Below are 20,889 nucleotides of genomic sequence, written 5' to 3'. Positions count from 1 at the left end.
GCCATGACACTTGCGCCCCTCATCCTCTCCGATATCCGCGCGGCGGGCGAGCGCGTCGCAGGCAAGGTCGAGCGCACACCGATCGTGCTTTCCCCGAGTCTTTCCGGGCAGTTGGGCGCCCCTGTTTATCTCAAGCTCGAACATCGGCAGATCACCGGCAGCTTCAAGCTGCGCGGCGCCTCGAACGCCATCGCGTCGCTGAACACCGAGGAGAAGACGCGCGGCGTGGTCGCCGCGTCGACCGGCAATCACGGCCGGGCGCTGGCTCATGCGGCGAAGCTCGAAGGCATGCGCGCGACGATCTGCATGTCGCGACTGGTACCGCAGAATAAGCTCGACGAAATCCGCCGGCTCGGCGCCGAGATCCGCATCGTCGGCAACAGCCAGGACGATGCGCAGCAGGAGGTTGAACGGCTGGTCGCGGAAGAGGGGCTGGTCATGCTGCCGCCCTTCGACCATCCTGATGTCATCGCCGGACAAGGGACGCTCGGGCTGGAGATCATCGAGCAGGTTGCGGATGCCGCTTTGGTGCTGGTGCCGCTGTCAGGCGGTGGGCTGGCGGCAGGTGTCGCCGCTGCCGTGAAGGGTGTAAGCCCGAGCACGAAGGTCATCGGCGTTTCGATGGCGCGGGGTGCGGCGATGAAGGCAAGCCTTGATGCCGGACATCCAGTTTTGGTCGAGGAACTGCCGACGCTGGCGGATTCGCTCGGCGGCGGCATCGGCCTCGACAACCGGCTGACTTTTTCGATGTGCCGCGACCTGCTCGACGACGTGATCCTGCTCAGCGAGGACGAGATCGCCGCCGGCATCCGCCATGCCTATGAACAGGAGCGCGAGATCGTCGAAGGCGCCGGCGCGGTCTGCATCGCCGCCGTGCTTGCCGGCAAGGTCAGGGCGAGCGGCCCCACGGTGCTCATTCTGTCGGGCCGCAACATCGATATGACGCTGCACAGGAAAATCATCTGCGGCGAAGCAATTGAGGAGCACGCCGCATGAGCCGGATGACGATACTCACCGAAGCCGAATTGCGCGCGATCGTTAAGCTCGATCTCGATGCCGTCGCCTGCGTCGAGAATGCCTTCCGCGCGCTTGCCACCTTGCCGGTGGCGATGCCGCCGATCCTACGGCTCGACATTCCCGAGCATCGCGGCGAGGTCGACGTCAAGACCGCCTATGTGCCTGGGATCGACGGTTTTGCGATAAAGATTAGTCCCGGCTTTTTCGACAATCCGAAGCTCGGCCTACCCAGCGTCAACGGCATGATGGTGCTGCTGTCGTCAAAAACAGGACTGGTCGAGGCCCTGCTGCTCGACAATGGCTATCTGACCGACGTCCGCACGGCGGCGGCTGGAGCGGTCGCGGCGAAACACCTTTCGCGGCCGGACTCCTCGATTGCCGCGATCTTCGGCGCCGGTATCCAGGCCGGGCTGCAGCTCGAGGCACTCAGGCTGGTGCGGCCGATCGCCGAGGCCCGCATCTGGGCCAGGGACGCCGCCAAGGCCGAGGCTGCGGCGGATGCATTGCGCGAAAGACTGGGAATTGTCGTGCGTGCGGAGCCCGATGCGGCAATAGCGGCGGCCGACGCCGACATCATCGTCACCACGACGCCGTCGACCGAGCCGCTGATCAAGGCCGGCTTCATCTCCGCCGGCCAGCACATCACCGCTATGGGCTCGGACGCCGAGCACAAGAACGAGATCGCGCCGGCGATCCTGCGCATGGCCGATCTCTACGTCGCCGACAGCGCGAAACAGACGCGGCTGCTGGGCGAACTGCATCATGCCATCGCGACAGGTGTCATGGCGGCCGATGCCGAGATTACCGAGCTCGGCCAGATCATCGCCGGTGAAAGACATGGCCGGCGCTCGGCCAGCGACATCACCATCGCCGACCTCACCGGCACTGGCGTGCAGGACACAGCGATCGCCACGCTCGCCCGCGATCGTGCCCGGGCAGCCAACACCGGGACTATTTTCGAAAGCTGATGCTGGCCGCAAGGCCCAACAAACGAGGACCAAGAACAATGCAGCCTAATCTAAAATTCTCGCGCGGCGAATATGCGGAGCGCCTCGCCAAGACACGGAAGGCCATGGAGGCCAAGGGCGTCGATCTGCTTGTTGTCAGCGATCCATCCAACATGGCGTGGCTGACCGGCTATGACGGCTGGTCGTTCTATGTGCACCAGGCCGTCATCGTGCCGCCGTCGGGCGAACCGGTGTGGTACGGGCGCGGCCAGGACGCCAACGGCGCCAAGCGCACCGCCTATCTCGCCCACGACAACATCGTTGGCTATGCCGACCACTATGTGCAGTCGACCGAACGACACCCGATGGATTTTCTCTCGCAGGTGCTGACAGATCGCGGCTGGGGCAAGCTCAGGATCGGTGTCGAGATGGACAATTACTGGTTTTCCGCCGCTGCCTTCGCGTCGCTGCAGAAACATCTGCCCAATGCCCGCTTTGTCGACGCCACGGCACTGGTCAACTGGCAGCGCGCGGTGAAGAGCCCGACCGAGATCGACTATATGCGCAAGGCCGCCCGCATCGTGGAAGCGATGCACCTGCGCATCGTCGACAAGATCGAAGTCGGCATGCGCAAATGCGATCTGGTCGCGGAGATCTATGATGCCGGCACGCGCGGCGTCGACGGTATCGGCGGCGACTATCCGGCGATCGTGCCGCTGCTGCCGTCGGGCGCCGATGCGTCGGCGCCGCATCTGACCTGGGACGACAAGCCGATGAAGTCGGGCGAGGGCACCTTCTTCGAGATCGCCGGCTGCTACAACCGCTACCATTGTCCGCTTTCGCGGACTGTGTTCCTTGGCAGACCCACGCAGGAATTCCTCGATGCCGAAAAGGCGACGCTGGAAGGCATGGAGGCTGGGCTTGCCGCGGCAAAGCCCGGCAACACATGCGAAGACATCGCCAATGCCTTCTTCGCCGTGCTGAAGAGATATGGCATCGTCAAGGATAACCGCACCGGCTATCCGATCGGGCTTTCCTATCCACCGGACTGGGGCGAACGCACGATGAGCCTGCGCCCTGGCGATCGCACCGAGCTGAAGCCCGGCATGACTTTCCATTTCATGACTGGCCTGTGGCTGGAGACGATGGGGCTCGAGATCACCGAATCCATCCTGATCACCGAGACCGGCGTCGAGTGCCTGGCCAACGTGCCGCGCAAGCTGGTGGTGAAGAATTGAGCCCGATGTCCCAGCTTCGCCCATCGCCGATCACGCCGACCGTCGACTTCGACCGCGACGGCGTGCAGCACGGATTCCTGCGGCTGCCCTACAGCCGCGACGATTCGGCCTGGGGATCGGTGATGATCCCGATTTGCGTGATCCGTAACGGCAACGGGCCGACCGCACTGCTCACCGGCGGCAACCATGGCGACGAATATGAGGGGCCGCTGGCGCTCTACGATCTCGCCCGCACGCTCGATCCAAAGCACGTCAGCGGCACGGTCATCATCGTGCCGGCGATGAACTATCCGGCGTTCCGCGCCGGCACCCGCACCTCGCCGATCGACAAGGGCAATCTGAACCGCAGCTTTCCAGGCCGGCCAGACGGCACGGTGACCGAGAAGATCGCCGACTACTTCCAGCGCGAACTCTTGCCGCGCACAGACATCGCGCTCGACTTCCATTCCGGCGGCAAGACACTCGACTTCGTGCCGTTCTGCGCCGCCCATATCCGGCCCGACAAGGTGCTGGAGGCGAAGGGCTTCGCCGCGGTCGAGGCGTTCTCGGCACCGTGGTCGATGAAGATGCTGGAGATCGACGCGGTCGGCATGTTCGACACTGCCGCCGAAGAAATGGGCAAGCTGTTCATCACCACCGAGCTTGGCGGCGGTGGGACTTCTCGCGCGGAAACGGTGCGGATCGCCCGTCGCGGCGTGCTCAATGTGCTGCGCCATGCCGGCATTGTCGCCGGTGCGGTCGAGATGCAGCCGACCCGCTGGCTGGACATGCCGTCGGGCGATTGCTTCTCGTTTGCCGAGGATGACGGGATGATCGAAACGATGATCGATCTCGGCGAGCCCGTCGAAGAGGGCCAGGTCCTGGCGCGCATCCATTCCATCGGCCGCACCGGTTCCGCACCGCAGGAGATCAGGGCAACAATGTCCGGCCTTCTGGCCGCGCGGCATTTCCCCGGACTGGTCAAGGCGGGCGACTGCACCGCAGTGGTCGCTGTGCTGGTCGATTGAAGGCGGAGCCAGCCAAACTCAGGTTTGGTCGTTCTGCCGCGCGGTATCGCCTTCGAAGCCGCAACGCCAATAGGCGACGACGAGGTGCGCGCCGCGCGGCAGCTTCCGGTCCTGCCTGAGGTAGGGCCGGATGGCGCGGAAGCTCTTGTGCTCGCAGCCAACCCAGGCGAAGACGCTGCGCTCGTCTTCGGGCCAGGGCACGTTCCGGACCGCATCCTGAAGCAAAGCGGATTTGCCTGGCGCCACGCCATTCCTGTGCAGCCATTTTATGTCCAGCGTGGCCTGCGAAACCAGCTCCTGCTCCTCGTCGCCATCAGCGACTTCGATGCGAACGACGGCGTGCACGCCTGCCGGCAGCGCCTCCAACATGCGGCCGATCGCGGGCAGGGCGGTCTCGTCGCCGGCAAGCAGGCACCAGTCGGCTGTGGGCACGTCGCCGCCGCCCGGCCCGGTCATCCCGACGATGTCGCCGATGCGTGCGTTGGCCGCAAAGCGTGCGCCGGGCATGCCATCGCCATCATGCAACACGAAATCGATATCGACCTCGCCCTTTTCGACGTCGATGCGGCGGATCGTGTAGACACGCACGTCCGGCCGCCGTTCCGCTTGGGGCCATACCGGACGGCCGTCCACGCCGGTCACAGGCCAGGCGGGTGCGGCGCCATCCCTGGGAAGCAGCAGACGGACATGAAGCCCGCCCGTTGCGAAGCGTCCAAGGTCGCTTCCGGCCAGGGTCAGCCGTCGCATATGCGGTGTCACATCGGCGGTCCGCACAACGCGCATCTCGCGGAAATAGGGTAGCGGCTGACCTGCTGCACCGTCGCCCTGCCAGACGATGCTGGGGCTCTCCGCCGCCGCGAAATGCAGCAGATGCTCGGCGATGGAGAGCTTCACATAGGCCAGGGATGTCTCGTCCTTGCCTTCGGCAAAAACCTTCAGGCAGCTTTGGCAGGCTTCCATGCTGGCTGAACCGAAGGCCGTGTCGATGCGGCTGCAGGCGCCGTCGACGGCGACATCGCCATGGTCGGCAAAATGCGCGCAAAGCCGCTTCATGATGTCTTGCGGACAAGACAGCATGATTTCGGCGGATGCCTTGAGGTTCCTCGGCATTTCAACCATGGCGCGGCACTCCTTTTGCGAGCAGATGGACGAGATAAGGTCCGCCAAGCAGCGAGGCGAACAGGCCGACGGGCAGTTCGTATGGAAACGCCACCATGCGCGACAGCCAGTCCGACACGATCATCAGCAGCGCGCCGACAAGGACCGCGCCGGCGAGGTGAAGGCGGGCGCGGGCAAAGCCGATCAGCCGTGCAAGGTGCGGCGCGATGAGACCGACGAAGCTCAGCGGCCCGACGAACATCGCGGCAAGCGCGGTGAGGATTGCTGCGAGCACGATCAGCGTCAGTCGTCCGCCCGCGATCGGCAGGCCGAGCCCGCGTGCGGTATCCTCGCCGAGCGGCAAGATATCGAGCCAGCGGGCGGCGAGAAACAGCGGCAGCGTCAACAGCATCAGACACGCCAAGGCCACCCAGGCATCGGCGCCGGTCGCCTGGCTGGTCGAGCCGCCGAGCCAGCGCAGCAGGACATAGGATTGGGAATTTCCCATGGCGATCGTCGCGGTGATCACGGCGCTGCACAGCGCGCTCATGGCAATGCCGGCAAGCAGCAACCGCTCGGAGCCGAATTTCGCCCGTGCGGCAATCGTCAGCATGGCGATCAGCACCGCCAGCGAGCCGAAAACGGATCCGGCGAGCTGCCAGCCGAGCCCGGCCGTGGCGCTGACCATCAAGACCGCGGTCAGGCCGGCACCGGCACCGGTACCGACCCCCAGCACCTCGGGGCTTGCCAATGGATTGCCGGTGATCCGCTGGATGACGACGCCCGCCACTGCCAGCATGGCGCCGGCGGCTGCCGCCACGCCGATCCGTGGCGCGCGCCAGGCGGCGAGATCGGCCAGCATCTCGCCACTGGCGATCGACCAGCCCGCCGGACCGCGCCCGACGATAAGCGCTACTACCGCCGCGACAAGGGTCAGCAGAAGCAACAGCAAAATGATGAACCGGCCGGCCTTGCGCGGGGACGTGCCTGATGTGCCGAGGTTCGGCCATTCTAGCAGGCGCAGCCTCGGCAGCAGCCAAAGCAGAACCGGGCCGCCGAGGAGCGCGGTGCCCGCGCCGGTTGGAATGCGTTCGCCGCCGGCGCCTGCCGCCAGCTGCACCAGCCCATCCGTCAGCCACAGCAGGATGGCGCCGATCAACGGCGCGGCCAGCAGCTTCTGCCCTAGCGAACGCGCGCCTGAAAGCTTGGCGAGCGCCGGTGCTGCAAGGCCGACGAAGCCGATGACGCCGACCTCGGCGACCACCGTGGTCGCCATCCAAACGGCAAGCGCAATGACGAGAAAGCGGCTGGTGTGGCGGGCGATGCCAAGACTGCGTGCCGACGCGTCGTCAAGGCCAAGGATCGTCAGCGGCCTGAGCAGCAGCAGGGCGGCGCCGGCGCCGACCGCCAGCCTGGTCGACAGGGCGATGGCCGGCCCCCAATCCTGCTGGACCAGCGATCCGCCGCCCCAGATGAACAGCGAGAACAGATAGTCGCCATTGGCGAGGATCAGGGCGGCGCTGATGGCGCTCGCGGTGAGCGCCACCATCATGCCGGCAAGCACGACGGAGACCGGCTCAAGTCCGCGCCGCCAGGTCAGCGACAGCACCAGCAGCACGGCGGCGGCGCCGCCGGCAAAGGCGATAGTGCCTTGCGACCGCTCCATCAGAAACGGCGCATAGACGGAGGCGGCCGTCATTGCCAGTTGCGCTCCCGCCGAAATGCCGAGCGTCGACGGCTCGGCCAGCGGATTGCGCAGCACACGCTGCAGCAAAAGGCCGGACAGGCCGAGAACGGCGCCGGCCAGCACCGCCACCACCGCACGCGGCAAGGTGCTGTAGAAAAGTATGATGCGATCGAGATCGATGTCGCCAGCCGGCGCGGTCGGCCACTGCGTGCTGATGCGCCATGCGAACAGGAGTGCTGCCAACGCCGCGAGGAGACCCCACAGTGCGATCGGTGGCAGCGCGTGGCCAGTCGTGGCGCGCTGAGTCATGGTGCGGTCAACCATGAGTCTGCCCGACAAGGGCGGCCGTCGCCAACCGTGCGAAGCGGCGTGCCGACGGCAGGCAGCCGAAATGATTGACCGGCTCGAGCAGGGCTACACGGCCCTCGCGGACGGCCGGCAGGGCGTTCCACAGCGCATTTTCGGGAAGCGACCGCCCGACATCGGCCGACAACGGCGAAACAACGAGGATCGAGGCGTCGGGTACGCGCGCCAGCGCCTCCAGCCCGATCGGAGCGGCGGCGCTGTAGCTCGTCTCGTCGGCCCAGGCGTTCTCAATACCGAGACGCAGCAACACGTCGCCGAACATGGAATCGCGGCCAAAGGCGCGGAAATGGCGTGAATCGCCGAGGCTGATGACGAAGACCGGCCGCCCGGATGCAGTAGCCGGCAGGGTATCGCGAAGTCGCGTGATTTCGACTGATGTCTCGTCGACGTAGCGTTTCGCCTCGGCCTGTCGTCCGAGCTTTTCGCCAAGCGCCAACGTCGCCGCTTCAGCGAGCGGGTAGGGCGGCACGCCGGGCGCGTAGACCGTTTGCGCAAAGACCGGCGCGATGCGCTCGAGCATCGGGCGCTGGTATTCGTAGAAACTGGAGATGGCGATAAGGTCCGGCGCGACAATGCGCAGCAATTCGTAATTGGGCGTGCCGCGCAGCCCGAGATCGGTCACCGATCGAGGCACTTCGGGTTCCACCGCCAGCTTGCGGAACTGGATGATCTCGGTCGCCGCGACAGGCTCGATGCCAAGCGCGATCAAGGTCTCCAGCATGCCCCAGTCGATCGCCGCGACGCGCAGTGGCGCAGCTTGGGTGGCGATCGGCGGTAACATGGCCGCCATGCCAAGCGCGAGCACCCGCCGTCTGCTGGGGAGGAGGTGGATCATCACCAGGGCCTACAGCCGATAGCTACCAAGTCGTATGGGCCTTCAGCTTGAACGACCGGCCTTCGCCATAGGCACAGGTCAGAGTCGTCTGGCAGCTTGCCACATATGTCTTGTCGAAGAGATTGGTGATGTTGAGGTCGACGCCCCAGTTCTCCTTCTCGTAGCCGAGCTTCAGGTCGGCCAGCGTGACGGCCGGCACCTTCGCCGTGTTCTCGTTGTCAGCCCATGAGGAGCCGAGATGGCGCACACCGGCGCCGACCGAGATGCCGTCATACCAATCGCCGCGGAAGGTGTAGTCAACCGACGCCGAGACCATGACTTCGGGCACGATGAAAGGCATCTTGCCGATCAGGTCGGGATCGTCGCTCTTGGTGAAGTCGATATCATAGGCGGTCAGCGCCGCAGTCACCCTGAGATCCTCGGTGACGTTCACCTTGCCTTCGAGCTCCACACCGCGAGAGCGCAGCTCGTCGGCCTGGACCTGGGCAAAAGGATCGGTGTCGCTGGCGATGGCCACGTTTTGGCGTGTGAGGTCGAAGACCGACAGGGTGAACAGGCCATCGATGAAGGTCGGTTCATACTTGACGCCCACCTCGTACTGCACGCCCTCTTCCGGCTTGAACAGGTCGCCATTCGCGTCGGTTCCGATGATCGGGTTGAAGAAGGTGGCGATGCTGGCATAAGGGGTGACGCCGTTGTCGAACTCATAGGCAAGGCCGGCACGGCCGGAGAAATCGCCAACGGTGCTGCTCTGGTCGATGACGGGAAGGCCGAAGGTCTCCGAATAGTAGGTCGGACGGTTGTCGGCTTCGAGCCAGCCCCAGTCGTAGCGGCCGTTCAGCGTCACCAGCCAGCCATCGCCGAAGCGAAGCTGGTCCTGCGCATAAATGCCGAGCTGCTTCTGCGTCAGGTCCTGGTTGAGGTAGCTGACGCGAGGCGTCAGTGGCGAGCCATAGATCGGGTCGAACGCATCTATGGGATTGTCATAGTTTAGATCGAAGAGGCCAGACGACTGCACCTGGTCGATGTTGTAATATTTGAAGTCCACACCGACGAGAATCGTATGTTCGATCGGGCCGGTTTCGACTTTGCCCTCGATCTGGTTGTCCATGAGGAAGGTTACGACGTCGGTGTCATGGTCGAAATTTATGCGGGCCAAGTCAGTAGGCCCTCCGATGGTCGACCAGCCGTTTGGATAGACGCTCACTTCATCGATGCTCGCTGCGCCGAAGCGAGCGTTCGAGCGCACCGTCCAGTCATTGTCTAACGTGTGCTCGAACTCGTAGCCGATCGAGCCCTGTTCGCGCTTGTAGAGATCGATGGACGGTTCTGTGAAGTTGGCGTCGGGATCGATGCGTCCGTAGTTGACGCCGCCGACTATGTGATCCACCACCGTTCCGTCATAAGGCAGGAAGTTGCCGCCATTGTGGTTCTCGTCGATGTGGCTGAAATTCGCGAGCACCGTCAGCCGGGTCTGCTCGTCGGGCTGCCAGGTGATGCTCGGCGAGATGAAGCCGCGCCAGCCGTCCTGCAAATCGCTATAGGTATCGCCGCCGGCGACGCGGCCGTTGACGCGGTAGCTGACCACACCGTCGCTGGCGACGTCGCCGATATCGAAGCCGAGATAGGCTCTACCGGCGTCGTTGATGCCGGTTTCGACATAGCGCTGCCTGCCGTCGGGACGCTTGCTGACATAGTTGACGATGCCGCCCGGATTGCTGCCGCCATAGAGCACCGAGGCCGGACCTTTCAGCACTTCGATGCGCTCGATCCCGAAGGAATCGACGTAAAATCCGCCGAAGCCGTAGCTGAACAGCTGTAGGCCATCCATGTAGATGCCGGTGTCCGTGGCCTGGAAGCCACGGATGAAAATCCAGTTGGTATCGCTGTCGGGGCCGAAGGGCTGCGTGAAAACGCCGGCCGTGTATCGCAGCGACTCGTCGATCTTCTGCGCTCCCTGATCGTCGATTTCCTGCCGTCCGATCACCGAGACGGATTGCGGGATCTCGGTGAGTTTGGTCGCGATCTTGGACCCGGTCTTTGTCTCCTTGGCAACGACGCCGTCGACCGGTCCGGTCGCGCTGTCGCCGGCCTCACCCTCGACCACCACGGGTTCGAGCTGGGTGTTGTTTTGCTGGGCGACCGCGGTCATGGGCGAGATCAAACCGATGGCGGCGCCTGCCAGGAGCGGCTTCATCCGGCAGATTCTGTTCATAAGGCAAACCCCAGGTTCTCGAAACGCATATACCTGACTGTTTACCTCAGCTTATGTGAGGGTCATTGGATGGATTTGCGCGGTTTGTCGGTTTTTGTCCCAAAAGGCGGACATTGCGACTCGATGTTGCATCGCTGCGCCTGCCGGCACTCCTCATCCAAGCACCAGGCGTCAATCCGACGACGGATTTGAACACTCGCGTCAGATGTGCCTGATCGAAAAAGCCGGTCGCTTCAGCGATATCACCGAGTGACGCGGAGTCGCCCACCATCATGGCCTGGATTTTTCTGACCCGTGCCTGCATCTGCCAACGGTGCGGCGGTATACCCGTGGCCGCCTTGAATGCGTGGCTGGTGGCGGTTTCCGACAGGCCGGTCAGCGCGGCCAGATCGGCGAGACGAATCTTGCCCAGGCAATGCGCGTCGATGTAGTCGGTGACCAGGCGCAGCTTCCGACGAGACAGCGGAGTGCGGCGCCGCTGCCCGTCCGGTTGGCCGATATCAAAAAGTCCGGCGAACAATGCGTTCAGCAGGCCCTCGCCGTAGAGATCGTGCATCGGCTGGCCGCTGTCGCATTCGGCCGCGATCAGGCCGGCAAGCATGGCGATCCGGTCATCGCGAAACTGAAAGCGCGACACGTGCAAGGCGTCGCGATCCAGGCTGCCACCAAAGCGGCGCGTCAGCGCTGCCTCGTCGAAGTGCAGATCGAGGTGCTTGATGCGGTGCAGGCCCTCGACTCTGCCCCTGATCGGCACCCCCGCCGGTATGTAGGCCATGGAAAATGCCCGGTCGTGACGGCGCAATTCGCCCTGCGAGCCCTCAACGAAGAAGGCGCCGTCGCCGTCCACATCCAGCGCGACAAAGAGCCGGGGGTCGGGAGAGACATAATAGCCCTCCGCTTGCTCCCCGCACGCAACGTCCCAGAGGTCGGCGACGACGCCGTCCCAGACATGCCCTTTCAGGCCGCCAATGACGGAAAAACCCTGAATGCGACTTTCCATGCGCGGGGCGAAGGCCACTTCCCGTTTCCCTGTAGTGCCATGAACCATTCGCCTTGATATATATCATGACCGAAATTATCAAGTTTTACTGGAAGGCAACAACGGGCAATCGCTTCACGGTTTGGCGAAAGCGGAAGCGACATCCGATCTCCCTCGCAAGGGCAGGGTCATCGCAGGTGGAAAGCCGAGGCTTTCGCTCTACGATGTACCCCCACCCCTAACCCCTCCCCACAAGGGGGAGGGAGACTTCAGTTGGCGCTGACCTCGGCAAATTGCCTGCCTTTCGGCGGCAAAGGGAAAGTAAAGGGCAGCGGCAGCGTTCCCTCCCCCTTGTGGGGAGGGTTAGGGTGGGGTCCATCTTCGCAAGAATCCAAATGCGATTGCCCTGCTCGCAAGGGGGAGATCGGCTGCTTCGCCGATGGCGAGCTTTTGGACTCTAATTTCGCGTTGCTTCGAGACGCGCGCGAAATTCCTCGAACTCCGCTTCGGTAATGCCGGCGACTTCAGCGTCGCTGGGATAGCCACCGCCGGCAACTTCCTTGCGGAAGCCCGACAGCGCCTCGACCCGCGCATCCCTAACGGCTTTCTGCAGGGCAGCCAGATTGCCCCAGGCACGCGCGTGGCGTGGCAGGCGGGTGCTCTCACCGCAAATGTCCGAGGTGAACAGGAAGATGACGTCCGCTTCGGCGCCCGAGCCAAGCGACACGGTGACAAGCGAGGTGCGGCGGTTGATCTCTGCCATCACTTGGGCCGGGATGATTTCGCATTCGACGGCGAAGGCGCCGGCATCCTCCAGCCGCCGGAAGCGGTCCCACAATTCCAGCGCTTCAGTGGAGGTCTTGCCGACCGCCCTGATGCCGCCAACCCAGGTGGATTTGCGCGGCACGAAGCCGAGATGCCCCATGACCGGAATCTGTTCATCGGCGAGCAGCCGGACGCTGTCATATCCGCGCCCGGTGATCACCGCATCGGCGCCGGTGGTGATGGCGCCAAACGCCGTGCGCAGGATCTCGTCGCCGGTGACGGCGTCGGCGAAGCCGAGGGCCGCTGTCACGAAAACGCGCCGCGACCCTTCGCGCACGCGCAAAACGTTGGCGGCGCGGCAGACGACCATCTCGACGCCGGCGGCCTCGGCAGCTGCCGCCTCATCCGCCGTTTCCGCCGTCACCTGTGCGACATGGCGACCGGTCCCCTTGAGCGCGCGCAGATCCGCGACGGTTACACTGCGCTCGACCTCGCGGCCGCCGAAATCGAAGATGCGCGGCATCTCAGCCTTTCAGCTTCTTGGCGTAATAGTCCGGCGCGACGACACCCGGCTTGGAGAACCAGGCCGGCACGTCGACGCCGGAATAAAGCAGGATGTTGCCCCACGGATCGAAGGCGCCGGTGCGCACGACAACCTTCGCCTTTGCCGCCATCTCGCCGAGGATGGTCTCGTGCTTGGTGGTCTCGAAATCGGCGTCGGGGAACAGCCGCTTCAGCTTGGCCAGCAGCGGCGCGTTGTGCACTGGCAGCGTATCGGCATAGCCAACACGCTCGGCGATGAAATTGGCTGCGATCGGCGCCAGCACGGTTTCGAGATCCGGCACGTCAGGCGAGATGGCGAGGTCGATGCGCCAGGCGGTCGAGGGGATCGGAAAGCCTGCATCGCAGACGATCATCAGGTCGCCATGACCCATCGAGGCGATGGCGTGCGCCAGTTCGGCATTGAGTAGCCGGTTTCGGTTCATGTCGCTTCCTTCCATGTTGTCTTGAGGGCCTGGGCGTAGAGCGCGTCAGCCTTGGCTCGCGTGGGCAGGCCGGGAATGACGCCGAGTTCGGTGCAGGCGATCGCGCCACAGACGACGCCGAAGCGGACCGCGTCGACAATGTCGCGGCCTTCGGCCAGCGCCACCGCAAACCCTGAATTGAACGCATCGCCGGCGCCGGTCGTGTCGACGACGGTGACCGGCACTGCCGGCACCATCACATCGAGCTCGTCGGTCAGGATCAGCGCGCCACTCCGGCCCAAGGTCACCACCACGTTGCCGACGCCGCGGCGGCGCAACTCGCCGGCGAGCTCGCGCGAGGAGCGTGGATCGTCGGCCGGCAGGCTGAGCAGAATGCGCAGCTCGCTCTCGTTCGGCGTCAGATAGTCGACGGAGGCGAAGATCGCGTCGGGAAGCTGGCGCGCCGGTGCGGGATTGAGGATCGTGCGGGCGCCATGCTTGCGGCCGAGCTCCATGGCGCGGGCAGCGGCGGCGATCGGCACTTCGAGCACCGTCATGACGACGTCGCTCTCGGCGATGCGCCGTTCGCCCAAGTCGACGGTCTCGGCATCCATCAGCTCGTTGGCGCCCATGTCGAGGATGATGAAGTTCTCGCCCCTATCGTTGAGGATGATAAAGCCGACGCCGGTGGCGCGCTCCGCACGCGTCGTGACCAGGCTCGAGTCGACGCCTTCGGCGGCGTAGAGATCGGTGGCGATGCCGGCCAGCTTGTCGGTGCCGATGATGGCGAGCAGCGACGAGGCGGCGCCCAGCCTTGCGGTGGCGACGGCCTGGTTCGAACCCTTGCCGCCCGGCCCCATGTCGAAATCGGTGCCGAGCATCGTCTCGCCGAAAATCGGCAGCTTGGGCGCCCGCATGGTCAGACCGACCGCGAAACTGCCGACGATTGTGATTTTGGGTGGTGTCATCAATGCCCTCGTTCAGGACGCCATGGCGCGGGCCAGGATCGCTTCCTCGTTGATGCCGGCGCCGGTCAGTTCACCCGAGATCCGGCCGTTGCGCAGCACCAGAACGCGTTCGGCGTTCATGATCAATTCCGGAATCTCCGACGAGATCATCACCACCGCCACGCCTTCGCCGGCGATGCCGCGCAGGATGGCATAGATCTCGGCCTTGGCGCCAACATCGACGCCGCGCGTCGGCTCGTGCAGGACCAGCACGCGTGGATTGGTGACGAGGCTACGCCCGAGGATGATCTTCTGCTGGTTGCCGCCCGACAAAGTCGCCAGTTTCTGCCCGAGATGTGAAATGCGCGCGTCGAGCCGGGCGACCTGCGCGCGGGCTTCGCGGCCGACCGCGCCGCGCCGCATGAAGCCGGCGAGCGAAAAGCGCGGCAGCGAGGCCGAGACGACATTGTTGGCGACGCTCATCGACAAAAGCGCGCCCGCGCCGCGCCGGTCCGCCGGTACCAGCGCCATGCCGTTGCGGATCGAGGCGTGCGGGTCGGCTGCGCGCAACTCCTTGCCGTCGATGGTGATGCGACCGCTGCGGCCGCATAGTCCGAACAGGGCCTCGCCGAGCGTGTCCTTGCCGGAATCGGGCAGGCCGCCAATGCCGAGGATTTCGCCCGCGCGGGCGCTAAAACTCAGCTCATCCAGCCCCAGTGCCGTCAGCTTCTCGACGGAGAGCACGATCGGCGCGCCGTCCGACTGCGCCTGCGGCTGTAGCGACCACTGCGCTGCCGTGTCGAGATCGCGGCCGACCATGGCGCGGATCAGCCGGTCTTCCGACAGGCCGTTATTGTCCAGCGTCTCGATGGTGCGCCCGTCGCGCATCACGGTGATGCGGTCGGCAAGGTCTAGCACTTCCTTCAGATGATGCGAGACGTAGATGACGGTGACGCCCTCGCTGCGCAATTGCCTGACGATATCGAACAGCCGCTCGCTCTCGCGCTTGGAAAGCGCCGAATTGGGCTCGTCGAGGACAAGCAGGCGGGCACGCTGGCGGATGGCGCCGGCAATCTCGACCAGCTGCATTTCGGCCACGGAAAGCCGGCTAACCCTGGTGTCGGGGTCGAGCTTGCCCATGCCGAGGCGGGTCAAGGCGGCGCGCGCCTCGCGTCGCATCTCCTCGCGCGGCACCAACGACACGGCGGAGCGCGCCGCCATGTCAGACATCATGATGTTGTCGGCGATGGTCAGCGTCGGGCAGAGCGCCAGTTCCTGATAGACCACGGTGATGCCGGCGGCCCGGCTGGCCAGCGGCGAGGCGATGGTGGCCTCCTCGCCGTCGATGCGGATTTCACCGCCGTCCGGCTGCAGATCGCCGGCAAGGATGTTCATCAAGGTCGATTTGCCGGCGCCGTTCTCGCCGATGACGGCATGCACCTCGCAGGGGCGGAAATCGACGGAAATGCGGTCGAGCGCCAGCACCCCGGGAAACCGCTTGGTCAGGCCGGAGATCTCGACGATGGGGGCAGGGCTCTGTTGCTCTGTCATTGGCTGGCTGGACGAAGAGCTGCCGACCCAAGGCCGGCAACTCCCGTCACGCTGGCTTGTTACTTCTTGGCGACCTCGGCGATGTTTTCCTTGGTGTAGACGCCGACGCCGGTGTCGAGGTTCTCGATCGGCTGACCCTTGAGGAACTGGACGATCAGGTCGACCGCGGCAAAGCCCTGCTTCTCCGGCGCCTGGTCGATCGTCGCCTCGATATTGCCGTCCTGGACGAGTTGCACCGTCTGGTCGAGCAGGTCGAAGCCGACCACCTTGACCTTGTCGGCCGCGTTGTTGCGCTCGACCCAGGTGCCGGCGGCCGGCGTCGAGCAGCATTCGAGCGACAGCACGCCCGATATCGCTGGGTTGGCCAGCATGGCGTTCTCGATTGCCGCATAGATCTTCTGCGGATCGGTGCCGGTGTTGAGCGTTGAGACCACCTCGATGCCGGGCTCGGCGGTGAGCGCCTCGCGCGCGCCCTTCTCGCGGTCGAGCGACCACTGGGCGGCGGCGTCGATCGTGGTGATCATCACCTTGCCCTTGCCGCCCAGCACCTTGGCCATTAGCTTGCCGGCCTCGCGGCCGGACTGGACGAGGTCCTGGCCGGCGAAGGCGAGGCGCTTGCTTTCGGGATTGTCGGTGTTGAAGGTCACGACCGGGATGCCGGCGGCGATGACCCGGTCGATCAGTGGCGCCAGCGCATCGGTCGAGACCGACGAGATAGCAAGTCCGTCCATCTTGCCCATCAGCGTCTCGATCTCGCTGATCTGGCCGTCGGCGTCGGCGCCGACGGGGCCGATGAATTGAGCGCCGACCTTGTCCTCCTTGGCGGCGCGCTCGACCCCGGCCTTCATGAACGGCGCGAATTCGTTGGAGACGTCGTGGTAGGAGACGTAGATGTCGAGCGGCTCGCCGGCGGCGATCTTGGCCTTGATGCGGTCGGCCAATGCGAAATCGGCCAGCTTGGCGCCGGCATGGGCCGACAGCGGCAACAGGCTGAGCGCGGCTGCGAGAATGACATGTCTGAGTTTCATGGATAGTCCTCCCTGTTGTTTGGCCTTTTGACTGGCCTGTTGCTTTGGTTTTCCTGCTTCAGCTCGGCCGGCGCGTGCTCCATTTGTCGATGCCGACCGCTATGATGATGACCAGACCGATCATCAGTTCCTGGACGAAAGGCGATACGCCCATCAGCACCAGTCCGTTGCGCATCACGCCGATGATCAGGACGCCGAGAATGGTGCCGAGGATCGTGCCTTCGCCGCCCGAAAGCGAGGCGCCGCCGACGATCGTCGCGGCGATGACGTCGAGCTCGAGGCCGAGACCGGTGCGTCCGGCCTGACCGCTTGGCAGGAAGGCCAGGCTCAAAATGCCGGCGAAGGCCGCTAGCACGCCCATCAGCACGAAAGCGCAGATCTTGACCGAGTTGACGGAAATGCCTGAAACACGCGCGGCCTTGGCGCTGCCGCCGACGGCATAGACCCGGAATCCGAAATTGGAGAATGACAGCACCACCCAGGCAAGTGCTGCGATGATGACGAAAAACACCAGCTGCATCGGGATGATGCTGAATAGATAGCCCTGGCCCATGAAGCCGAACGTCTGCAGGACCTCGGGCAGGGCGCCGTTGCGGGCGTTCACCGTCACCGGCTGGCCGTTGGTCAGGATGAGGGCAGCACCGCGCACGATCGACAGCATGCCGAGCGTCGCAATCAGCGACGGCAGCCGGCCATAGGTAGAAAGCACGCCGTTGACGAGCCCGATGGCGACGCCGGTGAGCAGGCCGACGCCGATCGCCGGTAGAAGCGCCCAGCCGGCGATGATCAGCATGCCGGTGGCGAGGCCGGAGAATGCGTAGGTCGAGCCGACCGACAGGTCGACCTCGCCGGCGATCAGCACGAATGTCATGCCGACCGCCATGATCCCGAGCAGTGAGATCTGGCGACCGACATTGAGCAGGTTCAGCGACGTCAGGAACCCGTCGGTGGCGAAGGACAAAAACAGGCATAGCACGAGCAGCGCGATGAACACGCCAGCTTCGCGCGCCCGCAACAGCCGCGCCAGCGTCAATCGGTCCGCGGCTGGCGCGCGCGCGCCGGTCCTGACCGCATCGGCCATACAGCATCCTCCCTGTGTGTGGCGAACCGCCGGTCACGACCGGCACCGCCACTCCTCTTCCGGTTCCATCCTCGACCCGAACCGAGCTCGTGTGCGGGTCGATGCATGAGAGCCTATTCCCAAACAGAATCAGGATGCGGCTCTATCTCCCTGCCTTTCCACGATCTTTCCAATCATGGTTGGTGCGGGCGCGATCGCCCGTGCCTTGCTGTCGACGTCAGGACGCCTTGCGGAACGAACCGGCAGGCACCTTATGCAATTCGTCGTAATTTCCGTATTCGCGCACCTTCTTGAACGGCGCGTTCTCGATGGCGTTGTAGGAGCAGATATAGCCCCAGCGATAGGTGTCCGAACGATTGGCGTCGGAGCGGTGCAGCAGATTGCCGTCGAAGATCAGCGCGTCGCCGGCTTCCATCTCGACATAGATATGCTCGTAGCGCTTCAGCGCCGCTTCCAGATGCTCCTGCTCGACATTGGTCTGGTCGTTCTCGCGGATGTGGTTGAGGCGGCCGAGCTTGTGCGAACCCTTGAGCACCTGCAGGCAGCCATTTTCGCGGGTCGCCTTGTCGAGCGCGACGTAGATGCTCATCATCTCCGGCGCGAGGCAGCCGTAATTGTACCAATAGCCGAAATCCTGATGCCATTCCCAGGCGCCGCCCTCATTGGGCTGCTTCATCGTCATCTTGTGGCTGTAGAGATAGATGGGTTTGCCGACGGCATCCTGGGCGAGATCGACCATGCGCTCGTCGCGCGCCAGAAGACCGTATTTGTCGTCCTCGGCCTTGGTCCACATCTTCAGGAGGGTGGTCTTGCCTTCCTTGTCGCCCTTGGCCATGACGGCTCCGCTCCTGGTCTCCGCCTCGAGCTGCCTGCGTGCGTGGTCACGAAAATCGTCCACCTCCGCCACGCTCAGCAGCCCCTTGCGGATAATGTACCCGTCGCGGGCGTAGTGTTCCGTTTCTTCCTCGGTCATCGCGAGCATCGTCTTGCCTCCCTGGTCTTCGCGAACGGGCCCTCAGTGGCGCGATGCGCCTTGAGGGCCTTGGGAAGAGCGGGTCCAGGCAACTGAATGCCGACCTCGCCTGCCTCTTGAAAGCAACCTTAGCGGTGCTTGGCAGGGAACAAAATGGACAGCACTGCGCAGTTTTTGTATAAAACGCGCATGCGAGCAAGAACGTCGGTTCTCGAGAGTTTCCACTATGTGCCGGCGGCCGGATGGACGCGCACGGCGTTTAGCGTGCTGCGCGCCGGCAAGGTCGCCGCGGCGCCGGATTACCGGATAGAACGCGCGGCCTATCCCGGCCAGGATATCCTCTATTGCCTGTCGGGCCACGGTATCGTGGAGACGCTGGGACAGCGGCTGGAGGTGCGGCCGGGCCAACTGGTGTGGATGGCCAACGAGGCGCCGCATGTGCATGCCGCCGACGAGCACGATCCGTGGAGCCTGCTATGGTTCAGGCTCGACGGCCCGGACCCGGCGATCCTGCGGCGCAAGCTGTTCGGAGAGGGGACCTTGCGGGCCGTGTTCCCGGAAGCCATGAGCCCAGTCGCGTGGTTCGAGCGGCTGTTTGCCGCGTTGCGGCGGCGCGACGCCAGCCTTGATTTCAGGCTCAACCAACTGGTCGCCGAATTCGTGCTTTTGGTCGACCGGGCGCTCGCCGGCTCCGGTCCTGATGATTTGCCGAAGCCGCTAGCCGCTGCCCTGGACGCCATGCGTGGCGAACCCGGCTTCGCCTGGACCGCGCCGGACCTATTCGCGGTCACCGGCCTTGGCCCCTCGCAAATCCGGCGGCTGTTCCAAAAACATCTGCGGACAAGCCCGCATCAATGGCTGATGCGCGAGCGGCTGATGCAGGCGCAATCGCTGCTGGTGCAAAGCGACCAAAAGCTGGCCGAGATCGCCGAGGCCTGCGGTTTCTGCGACGTCTATCATTTCGGGCGCGAGTTCAAGCGCTCGGTGGGAATCTCGCCGGCCGCCTGGCGCCGCAGCGAATTAAGCGCCGGGCCGGGACATTAGCTGGAACGTCGACTGATCAGAACGTGCTTGGTCGGGCCCTCACAGGACCTTCTGCCGGAACTTCGAATGACAGCTTGAGCAATCCTGCAGGATAAGATGCAACAGGTGCTCGGCAGGAGCCTTGGCAGGATCGGCTTGCGCCGCTGCCGGCCGCTTGCCAAGCAGGCTGCCGCCGCCCATCGCCGGGCCGGTACCCATCCTCATGTCGTCGGTGATGCTGGCGGGCGCCCGCTCGGCCTTGGCGGCAAGCGTGATGGCCAGCGTCCCGATGTGACGGGCCAGAGCCTCGAATTCCGAACGGGCTTGATCGATTTCCAACTTGGCGCCCGAAGGCGCGCCCAATGTCGCGCTCGGAAATTCCGTGATAAGCGTAGGGCCGGTGCGGGCGCGGATGGTCTCGGCCGCCGCCTTGAACGCCGCGGCGTCATAGGCCAGCTTGCCGTCGAACATCGCGGCGATCGTTTTCGCGGCGGCGGCCATCTCCTTCATCGAGGACTGGCGCGTCGCAACGATTGGGTCAGGTCCAGCCGCGGCCACCACCGCGGAGGCGCAGGCAAGCGACAGCATCACGGTGGCGGCGGTCCATTTCACTGAACCAGGCCTTCTCCCGCCAGTTCGTCGATGATCGGGCAGTCCGGCCGCTCGTCGCCATGGCAATGCTCAACCAGATGATGCAGCAGGCCGCGCAATCCCACCAGTTCGGCGATCTTCCTGTCGATCTCCACGAGCTTGGCTTTGGCAATGGCCTTCACGTCGGCGCTGTCGCGGTCCCTGTCTTGATAGAGCGACAGCAACTGGCGGCACTCGTCGACCGAAAAACCCAGGCTGCGCGAGCGCTGCAGAAATCGCAAGCGGTGGATGTCGTCTGCCGAATAGTCACGATAGCCATTCTCCGTCCGGGCCGGGCGCAAAAGCCCGATGTCCTCGTAGTAGCGTATCGTCTTGGACGGCAGGCCGGATTTTTCGGATGCGATACCAATGTTCATGACGAAAATCTCCTTGGTCAGTGGGAAAGTAAACCTTCCTGTAGCTAGAAGGTCAACCCGGGTATGGCAATTTGAATGCCCCGCCGCAGCCGTCGCGCAGGTTCGGCGCGTCCAAGATCTGCTCGTCGGTAAAACCGTGCTTGCGGACTGGGAATTTCAC

The 20,889-nt window shown here is 64.4% G+C and carries 19 protein-coding genes; 5 read left to right on the top strand and 14 right to left on the bottom strand.

The features are described from left to right. The first annotated feature begins 3 nt into the window (after positions 1 to 3). Genes eutB through doeB form a run of 4 tightly spaced genes read left to right on the top strand, consistent with a single transcriptional unit; the run spans position 4 to position 4,209 of the window. The gene (gene eutB, locus EOC94_RS20495) at positions 4 to 996 is read left to right on the top strand and encodes a hydroxyectoine utilization dehydratase EutB (RefSeq protein ID WP_127293062.1); all 993 of its coding nucleotides are present in this window, start codon (positions 4 to 6) and stop codon (positions 994 to 996) included. Continuing rightward, positions 993 to 1,985, top strand: coding sequence for a cyclodeaminase (locus EOC94_RS20490; RefSeq protein ID WP_127293060.1), 993 nt, complete (start codon positions 993 to 995; stop codon positions 1,983 to 1,985). Before eutB ends, EOC94_RS20490 begins: the two co-directional genes overlap by 4 nt. Before the next feature lie 38 nt (positions 1,986 to 2,023). Continuing rightward, positions 2,024 to 3,202: an ectoine hydrolase DoeA gene (gene doeA / locus EOC94_RS20485; RefSeq protein ID WP_127293058.1), complete on the top strand. Its 1,179-nt coding sequence runs from the start codon at positions 2,024 to 2,026 to the stop codon at positions 3,200 to 3,202. Positions 3,203 to 3,207: 5 nt separating this feature from the next. Then, positions 3,208 to 4,209: a N(2)-acetyl-L-2,4-diaminobutanoate deacetylase DoeB gene (gene doeB / locus EOC94_RS20480; protein WP_127293056.1), complete on the top strand. Its 1,002-nt coding sequence runs from the start codon at positions 3,208 to 3,210 to the stop codon at positions 4,207 to 4,209. Between the two features lie 18 nt (positions 4,210 to 4,227). Here doeB and EOC94_RS20475 read toward each other — a convergent pair whose 3' ends face one another. The 12 genes from EOC94_RS20475 to EOC94_RS20420 all read right to left on the bottom strand — a co-directional run bounded on the left by EOC94_RS20475 (position 4,228) and on the right by EOC94_RS20420 (position 18,708). Next, positions 4,228 to 5,328 carry a siderophore-interacting protein gene (locus tag EOC94_RS20475; protein ID WP_127293054.1) on the bottom strand — a complete coding sequence of 367 codons (1,101 nt, stop codon included), beginning with the start codon at positions 5,326 to 5,328 and terminating at the stop codon, positions 4,228 to 4,230. Continuing rightward, a complete protein-coding gene (gene fhuB / locus EOC94_RS20470; protein WP_127293052.1) occupies positions 5,321 to 7,318 on the bottom strand; it encodes a Fe(3+)-hydroxamate ABC transporter permease FhuB in 1,998 nt (665 codons plus the stop codon). Before fhuB ends, EOC94_RS20475 begins: the two co-directional genes overlap by 8 nt. Beyond that, entirely contained in the window at positions 7,311 to 8,195 is an 885-nt protein-coding gene (locus tag EOC94_RS20465; protein WP_127293050.1) for an ABC transporter substrate-binding protein, read from the bottom strand. Before EOC94_RS20465 ends, fhuB begins: the two co-directional genes overlap by 8 nt. Before the next feature lie 22 nt (positions 8,196 to 8,217). After that, a complete protein-coding gene (locus tag EOC94_RS20460; protein WP_127293048.1) occupies positions 8,218 to 10,392 on the bottom strand; it encodes a TonB-dependent siderophore receptor in 2,175 nt (724 codons plus the stop codon). Between the two features lie 64 nt (positions 10,393 to 10,456). Further along, on the bottom strand, positions 10,457 to 11,428 hold the full coding sequence (locus EOC94_RS20455) for an AraC family transcriptional regulator (protein WP_245465610.1): 972 nt from the start codon (positions 11,426 to 11,428) through the stop codon (positions 10,457 to 10,459). Between the two features lie 418 nt (positions 11,429 to 11,846). Continuing rightward, positions 11,847 to 12,677 carry a 3-methyl-2-oxobutanoate hydroxymethyltransferase gene (locus EOC94_RS20450; protein ID WP_127293046.1) on the bottom strand — a complete coding sequence of 277 codons (831 nt, stop codon included), beginning with the start codon at positions 12,675 to 12,677 and terminating at the stop codon, positions 11,847 to 11,849. Between the two features lies 1 nt (position 12,678). Continuing rightward, positions 12,679 to 13,140 (bottom strand): D-ribose pyranase, encoded by a 462-nt coding sequence (gene rbsD / locus EOC94_RS20445; protein ID WP_127293044.1) that lies wholly within the window; start codon positions 13,138 to 13,140, stop codon positions 12,679 to 12,681. Continuing rightward, complete coding sequence (locus tag EOC94_RS20440) at positions 13,137 to 14,087, bottom strand: ribokinase (protein ID WP_127293042.1); 951 nt, start codon at positions 14,085 to 14,087, stop codon at positions 13,137 to 13,139. The genes rbsD and EOC94_RS20440 overlap by 4 nt, the downstream gene beginning before the upstream one ends. 12 nt (positions 14,088 to 14,099) lie before the next feature. Then, the gene (locus EOC94_RS20435) at positions 14,100 to 15,617 is read right to left on the bottom strand and encodes a sugar ABC transporter ATP-binding protein (RefSeq protein ID WP_127293040.1); all 1,518 of its coding nucleotides are present in this window, start codon (positions 15,615 to 15,617) and stop codon (positions 14,100 to 14,102) included. A gap of 59 nt (positions 15,618 to 15,676) precedes the next feature. Beyond that, a complete protein-coding gene (locus tag EOC94_RS20430) occupies positions 15,677 to 16,645 on the bottom strand; it encodes a sugar ABC transporter substrate-binding protein (RefSeq protein WP_127293038.1) in 969 nt (322 codons plus the stop codon). Positions 16,646 to 16,703: 58 nt separating this feature from the next. After that, complete coding sequence (locus tag EOC94_RS20425; RefSeq protein ID WP_095489159.1) at positions 16,704 to 17,726, bottom strand: ABC transporter permease; 1,023 nt, start codon at positions 17,724 to 17,726, stop codon at positions 16,704 to 16,706. Between the two features lie 217 nt (positions 17,727 to 17,943). Continuing rightward, on the bottom strand, positions 17,944 to 18,708 hold the full coding sequence (locus EOC94_RS20420) for a phytanoyl-CoA dioxygenase family protein (RefSeq protein ID WP_127293036.1): 765 nt from the start codon (positions 18,706 to 18,708) through the stop codon (positions 17,944 to 17,946). 180 nt (positions 18,709 to 18,888) lie between these two features. Between EOC94_RS20420 and EOC94_RS20415 the strand changes: the two genes are divergently transcribed. Then, positions 18,889 to 19,743 (top strand): AraC family transcriptional regulator, encoded by an 855-nt coding sequence (locus tag EOC94_RS20415; RefSeq protein ID WP_245465609.1) that lies wholly within the window; start codon positions 18,889 to 18,891, stop codon positions 19,741 to 19,743. A gap of 39 nt (positions 19,744 to 19,782) precedes the next feature. On the opposite strand, the gene EOC94_RS20410 is transcribed toward EOC94_RS20415, so the two are convergent. Further along, positions 19,783 to 20,334, bottom strand: a complete 552-nt coding sequence (locus EOC94_RS20410; RefSeq protein WP_245465608.1) for a cytochrome c — start codon at positions 20,332 to 20,334, stop codon at positions 19,783 to 19,785. Next, complete coding sequence (gene cueR / locus EOC94_RS20405) at positions 20,331 to 20,729, bottom strand: Cu(I)-responsive transcriptional regulator (RefSeq protein ID WP_095489162.1); 399 nt, start codon at positions 20,727 to 20,729, stop codon at positions 20,331 to 20,333. The genes EOC94_RS20410 and cueR overlap by 4 nt, the downstream gene beginning before the upstream one ends. Between the last annotated feature and the right edge of the window lie 160 nt (positions 20,730 to 20,889).

It is taken from the genome of Mesorhizobium sp. M6A.T.Ce.TU.016.01.1.1 (genome assembly GCF_003997065.1).
GTDB lineage: Bacteria > Pseudomonadota > Alphaproteobacteria > Rhizobiales > Rhizobiaceae > Mesorhizobium > Mesorhizobium mediterraneum.
This window is presented reverse-complemented; position numbering and strand designations above follow the sequence as displayed.

What these genes read in the sequence shown, in the direction of transcription:
- EOC94_RS20415 (WP_245465609.1), top strand. Translation starts at nt 18,889, where the DNA reads ATGCGAGCAAGAACGTCGGTTCTCGAGAGTTTCCACTATGTGCCGGCG.
- EOC94_RS20420 (WP_127293036.1), bottom strand. Translation starts at nt 18,708, where the DNA reads ATGCTCGCGATGACCGAGGAAGAAACGGAACACTACGCCCGCGACGGG.
- EOC94_RS20435 (WP_127293040.1), bottom strand. Translation starts at nt 15,617, where the DNA reads ATGACAGAGCAACAGAGCCCTGCCCCCATCGTCGAGATCTCCGGCCTG.
- eutB (WP_127293062.1), top strand. Translation starts at nt 4, where the DNA reads ATGACACTTGCGCCCCTCATCCTCTCCGATATCCGCGCGGCGGGCGAG.
- EOC94_RS20425 (WP_095489159.1), bottom strand. Translation starts at nt 17,726, where the DNA reads ATGGCCGATGCGGTCAGGACCGGCGCGCGCGCGCCAGCCGCGGACCGA.
- rbsD (WP_127293044.1), bottom strand. Translation starts at nt 13,140, where the DNA reads ATGAACCGAAACCGGCTACTCAATGCCGAACTGGCGCACGCCATCGCC.
- fhuB (WP_127293052.1), bottom strand. Translation starts at nt 7,318, where the DNA reads ATGGTTGACCGCACCATGACTCAGCGCGCCACGACTGGCCACGCGCTG.
- EOC94_RS20440 (WP_127293042.1), bottom strand. Translation starts at nt 14,087, where the DNA reads ATGACACCACCCAAAATCACAATCGTCGGCAGTTTCGCGGTCGGTCTG.
- EOC94_RS20460 (WP_127293048.1), bottom strand. Translation starts at nt 10,392, where the DNA reads ATGAAGCCGCTCCTGGCAGGCGCCGCCATCGGTTTGATCTCGCCCATG.
- EOC94_RS20490 (WP_127293060.1), top strand. Translation starts at nt 993, where the DNA reads ATGAGCCGGATGACGATACTCACCGAAGCCGAATTGCGCGCGATCGTT.
- doeA (WP_127293058.1), top strand. Translation starts at nt 2,024, where the DNA reads ATGCAGCCTAATCTAAAATTCTCGCGCGGCGAATATGCGGAGCGCCTC.
- cueR (WP_095489162.1), bottom strand. Translation starts at nt 20,729, where the DNA reads ATGAACATTGGTATCGCATCCGAAAAATCCGGCCTGCCGTCCAAGACG.
- EOC94_RS20465 (WP_127293050.1), bottom strand. Translation starts at nt 8,195, where the DNA reads ATGATCCACCTCCTCCCCAGCAGACGGCGGGTGCTCGCGCTTGGCATG.
- EOC94_RS20450 (WP_127293046.1), bottom strand. Translation starts at nt 12,677, where the DNA reads ATGCCGCGCATCTTCGATTTCGGCGGCCGCGAGGTCGAGCGCAGTGTA.
- EOC94_RS20475 (WP_127293054.1), bottom strand. Translation starts at nt 5,328, where the DNA reads ATGGTTGAAATGCCGAGGAACCTCAAGGCATCCGCCGAAATCATGCTG.
- doeB (WP_127293056.1), top strand. Translation starts at nt 3,208, where the DNA reads ATGTCCCAGCTTCGCCCATCGCCGATCACGCCGACCGTCGACTTCGAC.
- EOC94_RS20430 (WP_127293038.1), bottom strand. Translation starts at nt 16,645, where the DNA reads ATGAAACTCAGACATGTCATTCTCGCAGCCGCGCTCAGCCTGTTGCCG.